The organism is Kitasatospora sp. NBC_01302 (assembly GCF_035976515.1).
GTDB lineage: Bacteria > Actinomycetota > Actinomycetes > Streptomycetales > Streptomycetaceae > Kitasatospora.
In genome coordinates this window covers 7,196,255-7,209,094 of sequence record NZ_CP108404.1, presented here as the reverse complement: position 1 = coordinate 7,209,094, position 12,840 = coordinate 7,196,255, and the positions used below count along the sequence as shown (strand labels likewise).

The 12,840-nt window shown below is 73.0% G+C and carries 11 protein-coding genes; 2 read left to right on the top strand and 9 right to left on the bottom strand.

Annotated features, from left to right (window positions below; translation table 11 throughout):
- Positions 1-11 precede the first annotated feature (11 nt).
- Positions 12-551, top strand: a complete 540-nt coding sequence (locus tag OG294_RS31620) for a hypothetical protein (protein ID WP_327069977.1) — start codon at positions 12-14, stop codon at positions 549-551.
- Positions 548-1,585 carry an MsnO8 family LLM class oxidoreductase gene (locus OG294_RS31615; RefSeq protein WP_327069976.1) on the top strand — a complete coding sequence of 346 codons (1,038 nt, stop codon included), beginning with the start codon at positions 548-550 and terminating at the stop codon, positions 1,583-1,585. Before OG294_RS31620 ends, OG294_RS31615 begins: the two co-directional genes overlap by 4 nt.
- A 78-nt stretch (positions 1,586-1,663) precedes the next feature.
- Here the strand turns inward: OG294_RS31615 and OG294_RS31610 are convergent, their stop codons facing one another.
- The 9 genes from OG294_RS31610 to OG294_RS31570 all read right to left on the bottom strand — a co-directional run bounded on the left by OG294_RS31610 (position 1,664) and on the right by OG294_RS31570 (position 12,699).
- The gene (locus OG294_RS31610) at positions 1,664-2,932 is read right to left on the bottom strand and encodes an acyltransferase family protein (protein WP_327069975.1); all 1,269 of its coding nucleotides are present in this window, start codon (positions 2,930-2,932) and stop codon (positions 1,664-1,666) included.
- Positions 2,933-3,056: 124 nt separating this feature from the next.
- Positions 3,057-4,310, bottom strand: a complete 1,254-nt coding sequence (locus OG294_RS31605; protein WP_327069974.1) for an FG-GAP repeat domain-containing protein — start codon at positions 4,308-4,310, stop codon at positions 3,057-3,059.
- A 32-nt stretch (positions 4,311-4,342) separates the two neighbouring features.
- Positions 4,343-5,173 (bottom strand): hypothetical protein, encoded by an 831-nt coding sequence (locus tag OG294_RS31600; RefSeq protein WP_327069973.1) that lies wholly within the window; start codon positions 5,171-5,173, stop codon positions 4,343-4,345.
- A 5-nt stretch (positions 5,174-5,178) separates the two neighbouring features.
- On the bottom strand, positions 5,179-6,375 hold the full coding sequence (gene wecB / locus OG294_RS31595; RefSeq protein ID WP_327069972.1) for a non-hydrolyzing UDP-N-acetylglucosamine 2-epimerase: 1,197 nt from the start codon (positions 6,373-6,375) through the stop codon (positions 5,179-5,181).
- Positions 6,376-6,738: 363 nt separating this feature from the next.
- Positions 6,739-8,427 (bottom strand): FAD-dependent oxidoreductase, encoded by a 1,689-nt coding sequence (locus tag OG294_RS31590; RefSeq protein WP_327069971.1) that lies wholly within the window; start codon positions 8,425-8,427, stop codon positions 6,739-6,741.
- Between the two features lie 80 nt (positions 8,428-8,507).
- A complete protein-coding gene (locus OG294_RS31585; protein ID WP_327069970.1) occupies positions 8,508-9,707 on the bottom strand; it encodes an MFS transporter in 1,200 nt (399 codons plus the stop codon).
- Between the two features lie 137 nt (positions 9,708-9,844).
- The gene (locus tag OG294_RS31580) at positions 9,845-10,903 is read right to left on the bottom strand and encodes a ParB/RepB/Spo0J family partition protein (RefSeq protein WP_327069969.1); all 1,059 of its coding nucleotides are present in this window, start codon (positions 10,901-10,903) and stop codon (positions 9,845-9,847) included.
- A gap of 243 nt (positions 10,904-11,146) precedes the next feature.
- Positions 11,147-12,064 carry a UTP--glucose-1-phosphate uridylyltransferase GalU gene (gene galU / locus OG294_RS31575; protein ID WP_327069968.1) on the bottom strand — a complete coding sequence of 306 codons (918 nt, stop codon included), beginning with the start codon at positions 12,062-12,064 and terminating at the stop codon, positions 11,147-11,149.
- 59 nt (positions 12,065-12,123) lie between these two features.
- Positions 12,124-12,699, bottom strand: a complete 576-nt coding sequence (locus OG294_RS31570) for a helix-turn-helix domain-containing protein (protein ID WP_327069967.1) — start codon at positions 12,697-12,699, stop codon at positions 12,124-12,126.
- Positions 12,700-12,840 lie beyond the last annotated feature (141 nt).

Sequence of the window (12,840 nt, the reverse complement as noted above, 5' to 3'; positions counted from 1 at the left end):
ACGGAGACCCGATGAACTTCCCTGCCCGGACCTCGTCCCCGGCCGAACTCGACGGCCTGCTGAGGCACTTCGCCGACCTGCGGGACGGCACCCACGGCGACGCCGTCTCCCGCGGCGGCAAGGAGCGGCTCTTCGAGGCCGCCGTCGCCCTGCTCGACCCGTACGCCCGCCAGGCGCTGCGCGAGCTCGACGAGCGGCTGCTGCTGGGCCGCGGCGAGCTGACCGCGACCGGTGTCCGCCGCGGACCGGACGGCGGCGTCTACGCCGCCTGGCGGCTGTCCTGGGCCGAGCAGCGCGAGACGGGGATCGATCCGATCACCCTGCTCGCGCACTACGGCACCGGATTCCATCACCCGCACGTGCGCGGCGCCACGGTCGGCGAGTGGCCGCTGAACGTGTTCACCGACGAGCAGGCCGCCGCCGAGCTGCCCACGCTGCGCGCGATCGCCGCCGCCGACCTGCACAACCTGGTGTTCGAGCGGGACTACCGGATCGTGCCGGCCACCATGGCCGATGCCGCGTCCGCCCCGGCCGAGGAGGAGCGGGCATGACGCTGCGCCTGTCGGTCCTCGACCAGACGCCGGTCGGCGAGCACTCCTCCGGGGACCTGGCGCTGCGCTCCTCGGTGGAGCTGGCACGCGCCCTCGACCCGCTGGGCTTCACCCGCTACTGGACGGCCGAGCACCACGGTTCGCCGGGCTTCGCCGGCACCGCCCCGGAAATCCTGGCCACCGCGCTGCTGGGCGCCACCGAGCGGATGCGGATCGGCACCGGCGGGGTCCTGCTGCCGCGCTACCCCGCGCTGAAGGTGGCGGAGGTCTTCGGCGTGCTGTCCGCGTTGTACCCGGGGCGGGTGGACCTGGGCATCGGCCGCGCGGGCGGTCCCGCGCACCAGTTCCCCCGGCAGCTCGCCGAACTGCGGGACCACCTGGGCCTGGTGGAGCCCTTCGAGCCGACGGTGCCGCGCGGGGTGCTGCCGCCCAGGCTGTGGCTGCTGGGGGCCGGCACCGGCTCGGCCGAGCTGGCCGGCGAAGCGGGCAGCGACTTCGCCTTCGCGCACTTCCTCAACCCGCGTACCGGGCGCGCCGCGTTCGAGACCTACCGGCACGGCCTCGCGGCGCGGCCGGCGGAGGTGGCCGCCCTCGCCGGCCCGGCCCTCACCCGCCCGGCCGCCGGCACGGCGCGGCCGACGGCCGCGCTGGCCGTGCGGGTGGTCACCGCGGACACCGCGGCCAGGGCCGAGCTGCTGGCGCAGGCGATGCTGCTGTGGCGCAGCCGCAAGGACCTCGGCCACGACCTGCCGCTGCCCTCCGCCCACACCACGCGTCACCACCGCTGGACGGGGGCGGAGACCGAGCGGGCGCTGGCCAACAGTGCGGCCCTGGTGTCGGGGACGCCGGAGCAGGTGCACCGGCAGCTCACCGCGCTGGCGGCCGAGCACCAGGTGGACGAGCTCATCGTCAACACCCTCACCGCGGATCCGGCGGACCGGCTGCGCTCCTACGAGCTGCTCGCCGAGGTGTTCGCGCTGGACGGCGCACCGGCGCCGACGCCGGACGCGGGCCCAGTGCTGCGGGCCTGCTGACAGCTGACGAAGCCGGCTGCCGCCGCCCCGAACGGGGGCGGCGGCAGCCGGCTTCTGCGTGCCGCGGCGAGCCGGTGCTCAGGAAGGTGCCGGGGACGACCCGACCGGCAGCGCGGTGGCGGCAGCGTCCGCACCGGCTCCGGCTCCGGCGGCGGCTCCGGCACCAGCCGTCGGTGTCACCGCCGTCGAACGCCGGCGGGCGCGGCTGAAGCGGCGCATGGCCGGCATCTCGACGAAGCGCCACAGCGCCCAGCCACCGGCCAGGGTGACCGCGAGGAACAGCGCGAGCATGCCCAGCCCGACCGGCACGCTGTGCGAGCCGGACCCCAACTGCAGGCGCAGCCAGAAGATGGTGACGCCCTGCACCAGGTAGAAGCCGAAGGAGATCTCCCCCAGGCGCACCATGACCCGGCCGTTCAGCCCGGTGCGCCGGCCCGCCTGGTCGGCGGCGGCCACCGCGCTGATCAGCGCGCCGATCGGCACGATGGTGGCGACCACGAAGCTGTACTGGAAGGGCACCAGCAGCGCGGCGCCGTAACCGGCGGCCAGCAGCAGCACGCTGACCCGCACGCCCAGCGGGCGCGGCCAGCGGCCGGCGGCGACGATCCGGGCGAGCAGCATGCCGAGCACGAACTCGAAGAGACGGCCGGGCGGGAAGAGGTAGCCGAACCAGAACTGGAGGTCCGAGACGGGTGTGATGGCCGACTTCGGGGTGTCGGGGATCAGGAACTGGGTGACCAGCTGGACGCCGACCGTCCCGGCGACCATCACCGCGGCCCACCAGTACAGCCGCCGCTCGGCGATCCGGCGCACCGGCCCGATGAGCAGCGGGAAGAGCAGGTAGAACAGCAGCTCACTGCCGAGCGACCAACTGGGCGGGCTGACACTGAGGTTGACGGACGCCTGGGGGAAGAAGGTGTGCACCAGGAAGAGGTTCGGCAGCCAGTCGAGAACCCCGTGCACGGCCTTGCCCGCGAAGAGCAGCATCGCGACGGCGAAGACCGCGAGGTGGTTGGGGAAGATCTTCACCAGCCGGCGCCGCCAGAAGGCGGTCATCCGCCCGCCGGGCCGGTGCGACCAGGCGAGCAGGAAACCGCTGAGCACGAAGAAGAACGACACCCCCACGTAGCCGGCCTTGCTGAAGAGCGTCTCGACCGCGTTCGCGACCCCGTGGTCGGCGAACGGGTTGATCGGACCGTTCGGCGGGATCGGGGAGTTGAACAGCGAGGAGTGGAAGCAGAAGACCAGCAGGGCGGCGAGGAAGCGCAACCCGGTCAGGGAGAGCAGGGGCGGTCGGGTGGTGGGGGCCGGCCCGGTGTCGGGGCCGCTCACCGCGGTTCGGGGCATGGCGATGGGCGCCTTTCTGGCGGTCGGAGGTGAGGGGGCACATGAACGGCGTGCGGGGGCGTCCCGAGGGCGCGCCCACGGCAGGGCGGGGCGGCTGCCGTGGCCGCCCCGCCCGAGCCGTGCGTCAGTCGGTGCCGATCTCGTTGCGGTAGAGCATGACCTTGGCGTCCTGGGCGACGTAGTAGTTCTGCACCGAGTAGGCGATGGTGGCGAAGTCGAGCCGGCCGTCGCCGTTGAAGTCGGCGGTCGCGATCCGGGCCACCGACTCGTCGCTGACCCGCCACTTGGCCCAGACGCCGTTCGCCAGGTCCACGGCCTTGTAGTACATGACGCCCTGCCAGGGCCAGGGGCCGCGCAGCGCGACCAGGAACTCCTCCTCGCCGTCCCCGTCGAAGTCGGCGCAGACGATCTGGTGGCCCGGACCCTCGCCGTTCTCGTTGGGGTCGCCGTACACGTCGAGCAGCACGCGGCGCCAGGGCACCTGGTCGGCCGGCCCCTCCTCGGCCTTGGTGTAGACGGCCACCGTATTGCCGTGGAAGGGCTCGATCGCGGCCACGTACGCCATCGGGTCGTCGCCGATCCGGCCGGCGTTGAGGTCGCCGCTGCCCCGGAAGCCGGTCTGCGGGAACTGGGTGAGCTCGCCGGTGCCGATCAGGGTGCGCACCCACTCGCCGACCGCGGTGTCGTAGTGCAGCCAGGTGACGCCCTCGTCGGAGGCGAGCAGCAGCGAGTCGAGGTCCGATCCCGGGATCAGGCCGGCCTTCTTCTCGGCGCCGTGGATCATGCGGAAGTGGGTGTCGTCGATGACGGTCATCGGCCACTCGGCGGCGTTGCGGACGTCGTCGGGCTGGGTGAAGAGCACCACCGGCAGCACCGCGTGCACGTCCTCCTTGGCGACGATCGGCAGGCCGATGATCTCCAGCCGCTCGGTCTGGGTGAAGTGGCCGACGCGCAGCCGGTGCATCCCGGTCGCCCGGCCGACGTAGTGCCGCTGCCAGCGCGACTCGTCCTTGTCCGGGCTGCCCGGGTTCTCCAGCCAGTCGATCTTCCCACCCGTGGTGTTGGCGTCGTGGATGGTGCCGATCGGGCCGTAGAGGTCGTAGCAGACGATGACGTCGGGCTCGCCGTTGCCGGTGATGTCGGCGTAGTCGGAACCGACCGGCATCGGGATCCGGTCGGCGATCAGCCGGCGGGTCCACTGGCCGTCGTTCTGGTACCAGTAGATCTCACCGAGCCGCAGGCCGTAGCCGAACAGGTCGGGGCGGCCGTCCTGGTCGAGGTCGGGCGCCTCCAGCCAATAGCCGTCCCGCAGTTGGTCGGCGACGATCTCCGGGGTGAATCTGGGGGCACGGATGGCGGGGGTGTCCTTGTCGGTCATGGTGCTTGCTCCTGGGAGGGATTGACGAGGGATCAGGACTGTCGGGCGTGGTACTCGACGGCCAGCCAGAGGCTGTCGGTGTCGGCGCGGTACTGGTGCCAGGGGTAGCGGAAGGCACCGTCCGGGCCGAGGTCGCAGAACGGGTCGTGCGTGTGGCCGGGGCTCATCAGGACGTCCTGGCGGAGCGTGGCGTGGTCCTCGGCCCGGAACGTCTGCATCCGGCCGGTGCCCTGGACCTGGGTGTGCACCTCCAGGAACGGGTGCCGGTCGTGCAGCCCGCAGTCGGTGCCCGCCGGCGCGAACCAGAGGTTCACACGGACTCCGAACTCCCGTGGCCGCTCGGTGCTCCGGCTCCCGCCGAGCAGTCGCGCCGGGTCCAGCTCGACGGCACCGAGGTCGTCCTGCGGGCCGCGCCACAGCGGGGTGTCGCGGGGGAAGCCCGGCAGCAGGTCCGCCAGCCGGGCCCAGCCGGGCTCCGCGAGGATCACGGCGGCGGGCCGCTGCTCACGGACCCGCACCAGCACCAGCAGCTCGGCGCGGGCGACGGTGGCGTCGACCAGGACGGTGGAGGCGAGCGGCGGGATCACGGTGCGCGGTGTCCCGGCGAGCAGGGCCGGGTGGGCCCCGGCGTTGACCACGATCGTGCGGCCCTCGACCGGGAAGTCCTCGGCGTCCCGGACCACCAGCGCCTCGACCTGCGCTCCGCCGAGGGCGAGCGGGCGGATGCGGTTGGCGGTCCGGGCGGGCGCGGCCGCGGCGGGCGTGGTGGTCAAGGCTGTCGTGGCGGTCACGGCGTTCGTGGTGATCATGGCGTTCGTGGTGGTCATGGCGTTCGTGGTGGTCATGGCGTTCGTGGTGGTCATGGCGCTCACGCCGGGACGTAGTCGGCGGAACGGGCCAGCTCCGTGGCGAGTTCGTCCACCTGGACCGCCGGGACGAACGGCGTCACCGCCGGCCCCTCGCCGAAGAAGTGCGCGAGCGCGGCCACGGTCCGCTCGGTGGCCCGGCCGTCACCGTACGGGTTGGCCGCGCTCGCCATCCGCGCGTACTCCTGCTCGCTGCGCAGCAGCCGCAGCGTCTCGGCCACGATCCGCTCGGTGGTCTTGCCGACCAGCCGGGCGGTGCCGGCCACCACCGCCTCGGAGCGCTCGGTGACGTCGGCGAGCACCAGGGTGGGCTTGCCCAGCGCCGGCCCCTCCTCCTGGGAGCCGCTGCTGTCCGAGACGATCACGTCGGCACGCCGCATCAGCTTGCAGAAGCCCAGGTAGGGCAGCGGGTCGACGACGGTGATGTTCGGGTGGCCGCCGATGCCGCCCAGCATCGCCTCGCGGACCGCCGGGTTGCGGTGCAGCGGCACCACGACCCGCACCCCGGGCTCGTTCGCGATCTGCGCCAACGCCGCTGCTATCTCGGGAAGTTGAGGCCAGGCGTCACGACGGTGCGCGGAGGCCAGGACGACCCGGCGCGGGTCGCTGTCCAGGTCCTCGATGGCCGGGTGGCCGTACGAGCGGGCCTGGCCGCCGGCCCACCGCAGGGCGTCGATCACCGTGTTGCCGGTGACCACCACCGTGCTCGGGTCGACGCCTTCGCGCAGCAGGTTGACCCGGTTGCCGGGGGTCGGCGCGAGGTGCAGGGCAGCGAGCTGGGCGACCAGGCGCCGGTTGCCCTCCTCCGGGAACGGGGAGGACAGCCGGCCGCTGCGCAGGCCGGCCTCGACGTGCACCAGCGGGATCCCGTGGTGGAAGGCGGCCAGCGCGCCGGCCACCGTGGTGGCGGTGTCGCCGTGCACCAGCACCGCCTCGGCGGGGTGCGTGCGGAACAGCTCCTCCAGACCCGCCAGCGAGCGGTAGGTGACCTGGGACAGGGTCTGCCGGGGCGCCATGATCCCGAGGTCGACGTCGGCCCGCAGACCGAAGGCCTGCAGGGTCTCGTCCAGCATCTGGCGGTGCTGCCCGGTCGACACGACGGTGGGAAGGAAGCGTGGGTCGTCCTTGAGAGCCCGGATCACCGGAGCGAACTTGATCGCTTCCGGGCGGGTGCCGAGAACGATGGCTATCGACCGCATGGAATCTCTTTCCTTCGATCTTGGAACGGAAGGGCGGCAGTCGCGCTTCGGGAGCACCGTCCGCAGGCCGCGGAACGCGGGCAGGGGGCACCCCCGTGGGGGCGGCGGCGGGAAGCGCGGTGGGACGCGGAGACACGCCGGGACGAGACGTGCGACCGGCGGGGCCGTTCGCTGGGGAACCGGCCGGGAAACAGCTTTCCGGGCAGCCCCGGTGAGCGTCAACCGACTGTCCGGGCTGCCTGAACACCCGTGCGCGGACGACGAAGAGCCCCGGTTCCCGCGTGCTGCGGGGACCGGGGCTCTTCGGGGTGGCGAGGGTGCGCCGCCGGCTGGGCGGCGGGTGGCGGGCGGCTGGGGCAGACGCTAGGGCAGCTTGACGGAGAGCGAGTGGCGGAAGTGGTCGCTCGGGTCCCAGCGCCGCTTCACCTGCTGCAGCCGGGGATAGTTGTCCTGGTAGTAGAGCGTGGACCACGGCACGCCCGAGCGGTTGTAGCGCGGATCGTCCATGTCCCGGTCGGGATAGTTGATGTAGCAGCCCTGGGTGTCCGCGCCGGGCCTGGGCACGCCGCCGGTGCTGACGAAGAAGTCCTCGTACAGGTCGCGCAGCCAGCCGAGGTAGAAGTCGTCCTGGCTCTCGTCCGCCCAGAAGGTCTGGAAGCACATCTTGAAGACCGAACCGCGCTGCGCGTTCGCGGTCGCGTCCTGGGCCACCGCGTTCACCTGGCCGCCGAAGGAGAACAGCACCAGCATGGTGTCCGGGTTCGTGAAGCCGGGATCGCTCAGGTGCCGGTAGAGGGTGGCGACCTGCTGGTCGGTGAAGTTGCGGCGCATGTAGGCGGACTTGTGCCCGCCGCGCGAGGTCGGGTTGGTGATCACCGGGTTGTTGGTGCCGACCAGGCGGGTGGCCTGGAGCCAGGGCAGCCGCTGCGGCGCGGCCAGCTGCGGCATCGCGGGCAGCTCCCCGGTGGGCCGGGTGAGCGCCTGCGGGGTGACGCCGGTGCCGGCGGTGATCGCCGTCAGATAGTCGTCCAGCAGTTGTCCGGCTCCGGGCACGGTGGCGTCGACCTGGGTGAACATGCCGAGGCTGCCATGGGCCTTGGAGCTGACGTTGAACAGGCTGCTGAGGTGGCGGTAGGGCGAGTCGGGCGCACTGTTCTTCTCGTGCCAGGCACCGAAGTTCTGCAGCAGCCGGGCGAAGCTCGCCTGGGTCAGCTGGTCCCAGGGGATGTCGACCGCGCTGACCAGGACCTCGGACGGCGGCGCGATCAACTGCTGCCCGGGGTCGGTCCCGGTGGCGTCCGGCGAGCGGAACCAGTACTTGGTCACGATCCCGAAGTTGCCCCCACCGCCACCGGTGTGCGCCCACCAGAGGTCGCGGTTGGGGTCGTTCGCCTCACGGGTGGCCACCACCGTCCGCACCTTCCCGCGCTCGTCCACGACCACCACCTGCACCGCGTACAGGTGGTCGGCGACCAGGCCGTGCGCCCGGGAGAGCAGCCCGTAGCCGCCGCCGGCGATGTGGCCGCCGGCCCCGACGCTGTAGCAGATGCCACCGGGGATGGTGACGCCCCAGCCCTTGTACAGCGCCTCGTAGACGTTCAGCAGCCGGCAGCCGGGCTCGACGGTGAAGGCGCGGAACCGCGGGTCGTAGTCCACCCCGGTCATCTCGGAGAGGTCCAGGATGACCTCGATCTCCGGGTTGCAGGTGAAGTCGGCGAAGCAGTGGCCGCCGCTGCGCACCGACACCCGCTTGCCGGCCTGCACGGCCTCGCTCAGCGCCTGTTCGGCGTCGGCGGCGGAGCGGATCATCCGCACGTAGTCCGGACGGGCGACGAAGCGCTGGTTGTTGCCCGTGGTCAGCAGTGGGTAGCGGGGGTCGTCGGGCCGGATCGTCACCCCGCCCCGTGGTGCGGCGGCGGCAGGAGCGGCTGCGGCTCCGGCTGCGGGAGCCGGATCGGCGAAGGCTGCGCCGGGCAGGCCGACGGCCACGGCCGCACCGCCCACCGCGGCGGCGCCGCGGGCGATCAGGGTCCGGCGGTCGACACCAGTCATGGTGGTTCACCTCTCGTCAGAACGGAAACGGGTGACGTGCACAGGAGGTCTGCGGGGGATGCCGCAGAACGTCCCAGGGGTCAGACGACGTGGTAGGCGGGGGCTGCGGGCTGCTCGGCGGGACTCGCGGCAGCGCGGGTCCGCCGTTCCAGCAGCCCCGAGCAGGCCGCGGCGCCCAGGCCGGCGGCGGCCAGCACCGCGCCGATCCAGTTCGGCGCGGTGTAGCCGAGGCCGTGGCCGATGGCCAGGCCGCTCAGCCAGGCGCCGATGGCGTTGCCGAGGTTGAACGCGGCGATGTTGGCGGCCGAGGCGAGCGCGGGCGCTCCCTCGGCCTGCTGCATCACCCGCATCTGCAGCAGCGGGACGGTGGCGAAGCCCACGGCACCGAAGACGGCGATGGTGACCGCGGCGGGCAGCTCCGCGTGCGCGGTGGCGACGAAGACCACCAGGACCAGCGCCAGGGAGCCCAGCACGACGTACAGGCTGGGCATCAACCGCCAGTCGGCCGCCCGACCGCCCAGCAGGTTGCCCACGCACAGGCCGACACCGAACAGCACCAGCAGCCAGGCCACCGCCGGATCGGAGAAGCCGGCCAGCGTGGTCATCATCGGCGCCAGGTAGGTGAAGGAGGCGAACACCCCGCCGAAGCCGAGCGTGGTCATCGCCAGCGCCAGCCACACCTGCGGACGCGCGAAGACCCGCAGTTCGCCGCGGAGCCCGCCGGAAGGCTCCGGCGGCAGCGCCGGAACCAGGACCAGGACGCCCAGCAGGCCCACCAGGCCGAAGGCGGTGACGCCCCAGAACGTGGCGCGCCAGCCGAAGTGCTGGCCGACCAGGGTGCCGACCGGGACGCCGGCCACGTTGGCGACGGTCAGGCCGGTGAACATCAGGGCGATCGCCCGCGCCTTGCGTTCCGGCGCCACCAGTTGGGCGGCGACCACCGAGCCGATGCCGAAGAACGCGCCGTGGGTCAGCGCGGCCACCAGCCGACCCGCCATCAGCACCCCGTAGGAGGGCGCCAGTGCGCAGATCAGGTTGCCCACGATGAACACGCCCATCAGGACGGCCAGCATGGTCTTGCGCGGCAACCGGGCCCCGGCGGCCGTCATCAACGGCGCTCCGACCACGACGCCCAGGGCGTATCCGGTGATGAGCAGACCGGCGCTGGGGATCGAGACCGAGAAGTCGCCGGCGATCTGCGGCAACAGCCCGACGATGACGAACTCGGTGGTGCCGATGCCGAAGGCCCCCAGGGCCAGGGCGAGCAGGGCGAGAGGCACGCCGCCTCCTTCGTAGTCTTCGGGTGTGTGTGCGTGCGTGTGTACGTGCATGGGTGCGTGCGTGGGTGCGTGCATGGGTGGGTGCGTGCGTGCGTACGGGGGTTCGTGCGTGGTGCGTGGACGGCGCCGTGGGCGGTTCAGGCCGCGCCGTCCGCGTCGTCGGCCCGCTCGGCCAGCCGGTCGGCCAGCTCCTGCCAGGAGCGGGCGCTCAGTCGGGCGGCCTCGGCGACCGTGGCGGCGCGGTGCGAAGGCACCGTGCGGACCAGTTCCTGCCGCCGCCGCGCGCCGCCGAGCTGGAGGTCGAGCATGCGCAGCAGCAGCCGCCCGGCCTCGGTCAGGCGCAGCGCCGGATCCTGGCAGAGGTTGCGCACCAGTCTCTCCAGCGCCTGGTCGGCCCCGGGGTCGAACGCGACCACGACGCCTTCGTCGCCGAGGTCCTGTACCACCGGCCCGCGCCGCTCGACGGGCCGCAAACGCGGGGGCACCGGGTCCTCGCCCCGGTCGGTGCGCCGCCGCACGTCGCGCACGGTGCCCGGCGAGATCCGGGCCTGCCGTGCCACCTCACGCAGCGAGGCCCGCGGGTTGGCGGCCAGCAGCCGCGCCGCCTGCCGACGTCCTTCGGCGGTGTTCAGCGGCCGCACGACGCCGTCCCGGCCGAGCCGGACCGGGACGGACTCCGGCCTGGCCGGCACCTCGTATCCGGTCTGCCCGGTGCGGACGCGGCGGCGCAGCACCGCGACGGTCTTGGCCGCCAGACCGGTGCGGGCGGCGATCGCCCGGTCCGACCACTGGGGGTGACTGAGCAGGATCCGGCCCGCCGCCGCGCGGCGGTCCGCCCCGCGCAGCGGCAGGCCGTGACCGATGTTGGCCTCGACCGCGAGGACGAAGGCGTCCTCGGCGGTGCCGTCGAAGAACAGCACCTCGACGACTGCCTGGCCGCGCAACTCGGCGGCCCGCACCCGGTGGACGCCGTCGATCACTCGCATGGTGGCGCGGTGCACCAGGACCGGTGGGAGCGGTGTGCCGGCACCGGCCAGGGCGAGGACGTGCGCCGCGACCTCGCCGGAGGCCCGGGGAGAGTCGTCGGTGTGCAGCCGGTCGAGCGGGACCCGGTGGACCTGGTGGTCCCGGTGCCGCCACAGCCGGTACGGCGTGTCCTGTTCGTACGGCTGCTGAACTGTCCGATGCGTGGTCATGCGCAACACACCCCCGTGGGTTGGCTGGACGCCGGCGGCAAGGGCCGCTCGGTGGTCGGCCGGTCTCCGGCATCAGGAGAATACGTAACTACCGTTCGGTTATCCGGTTTCGAGCCGCGCCCCCGGACGACCTTGGCAACTCGCCCGCCCACCAGCGCCGTTGTCGAGGACGACGGCCGGAACGCCGCGCCGGCGCCGGCACCGCCGACGGCGCTGTGCAACCGTGCCACCGACCGCAGTTGCTCATCCCACCGGCACCGGAGTCGCCTGCTCGACGAACTCCCGTAGCCAGGAGCGGAACTCGGGCCCCAGGTCGGCGCGCTCCCAGGCCATCCGGACCGTGGCGCGCAGGTAGTCCGAGCGGTCGCCGGTGTCGTAGCGGCGCCCGGTGAACACCACACCGTGCACCGGCCCCGCGCCCGGCGTGCGGGCCAGTTCGGCCAGCGCATCGGTCAGTTGAACCTCGCCACCACGGCCGGGGGCGGTGCGGCGCAGCACGTCGAAGATCTCCGCATCGAGCACGTAGCGTCCGATCACCGCGAGGTCGCTGGGCGCCGAGCCCGGGTCCGGCTTCTCCACCAGGTCGACCACTCGGACCACGTCGTCCTCACCGGTGGCCGCCACCGCCGCGCAACCGTACTGGTGGATCAGCCGCCGGTCCACCCGCATCAGGGCCACCACGCTGCCGCCGTGGCGTTCGCGCACCTGCGCCATCCGGCTCAGCAGCGGGTCGCGCGGGTCGATCAGGTCGTCACCGAGCAGGACGGCGAACGGCTCGCGGCCCACGTGCGGGGCGGCACACAGGACGGCGTGGCCCAGTCCGCGCGGGTCGCGCTGGCGCACGTAGTGGATGTCGGCCAGTTCCGTGGGGGCGCAGACCCGGGCCAGCCGGTCCAGGTCGCCCTTGCGCTGCAGGGTCTCCTCCAGCTCGTAGTTGCGGTCGAAGTGGTCCTCCAGCGGACGCTTGTTGCGGCCGGTCACCATCAGGACGTCGGACAGCCCGGCGGCCACCGCCTCCTCCACCACGTACTGGATGGCCGGCTTGTCGACCACCGGGAGCATCTCCTTGGGGGTGGCCTTGGTGGCGGGCAGGAAGCGGGTACCGAGCCCCGCGGCGGGGATGACCGCCTTGGTCAGTCGAACACCAGCGGATGAGTTCATGCCCGCCAAGCTAGCCGGGGCGACTTCCGAGCCAGAAGCCAACTTTCTTTCCAGCAGTGCTACTTGAGCAGATCCATACCGTGCAGCAGCAGACTCCAGATCTGTTCGATTTCGGCCTGGACGCCCGGCGAGGCACCCAGACCGCCCTCCTGCCCGGCCGCACACCGCAGGTGCACCTCGACACCGGCCACCAGGTGCCGGGCGAGCGCCACGAGCGGCCCGGCCGCTCCCGCGGGCGACGGCCCGCCCGTCACCCTGGCCGCCAGCCTGCCGAGCGCGGGGTTCCAGGCCGTGCACCAGACGGCCGGACAGCCGGGCCGCTCCCGGCTGAGCCTGGCCGCGGCGCGTACCGTGACGTCGCGCTCCAGCAGTCCGGCCAGGGCCAGCGTCAGGTCCACCACCCCCCGCAGCGGGGGCGGACGCAGCTCCGTCAGCCCGTCCACGACCAGCTGGGTGGTGTGCCGGCCGTGCCACTGGACGGCGTCGGCCAAGGCGTCCTTGGTCGGAAAGTGGAAGGTCAGCGCACCCGTCGACAGGTCGGCCGCGGTGCTGATCCGGGAGAGCGAGGTGCCTCCGTAGCCGTGCCGGTCGAACTGCTCGGCGGCGGCCACCAGGACGGCCCCCCTGGTACGCACGGCCCTGTTCTGCATGGCCAAGCCTCTGCCTCTTCCACTCCTGCGGCGCCCGGACGGCGACCCGCTCCGGCCAGCACACCCAATCCGGCAGGCCTCCTGGGGCCACCGCGCCCGATCGCAGCGCGACTTGGGCAACTCGGT

Bases quoted from the DNA above. Each gene is read 5' to 3' on its own strand.
- OG294_RS31620 (WP_327069977.1), top strand. From the start codon at position 12: ATGAACTTCCCTGCCCGGACCTCGTCCCCGGCCGAACTCGACGGCCTG.
- OG294_RS31590 (WP_327069971.1), bottom strand. From the start codon at position 8,427: ATGACTGGTGTCGACCGCCGGACCCTGATCGCCCGCGGCGCCGCCGCG.
- OG294_RS31605 (WP_327069974.1), bottom strand. From the start codon at position 4,310: ATGACCGACAAGGACACCCCCGCCATCCGTGCCCCCAGATTCACCCCG.
- OG294_RS31600 (WP_327069973.1), bottom strand. From the start codon at position 5,173: ATGACCACCACGAACGCCATGACCACCACGAACGCCATGACCACCACG.
- OG294_RS31580 (WP_327069969.1), bottom strand. From the start codon at position 10,903: ATGACCACGCATCGGACAGTTCAGCAGCCGTACGAACAGGACACGCCG.
- OG294_RS31615 (WP_327069976.1), top strand. From the start codon at position 548: ATGACGCTGCGCCTGTCGGTCCTCGACCAGACGCCGGTCGGCGAGCAC.
- wecB (WP_327069972.1), bottom strand. From the start codon at position 6,375: ATGCGGTCGATAGCCATCGTTCTCGGCACCCGCCCGGAAGCGATCAAG.
- galU (WP_327069968.1), bottom strand. From the start codon at position 12,064: ATGAACTCATCCGCTGGTGTTCGACTGACCAAGGCGGTCATCCCCGCC.
- OG294_RS31610 (WP_327069975.1), bottom strand. From the start codon at position 2,932: ATGCCCCGAACCGCGGTGAGCGGCCCCGACACCGGGCCGGCCCCCACC.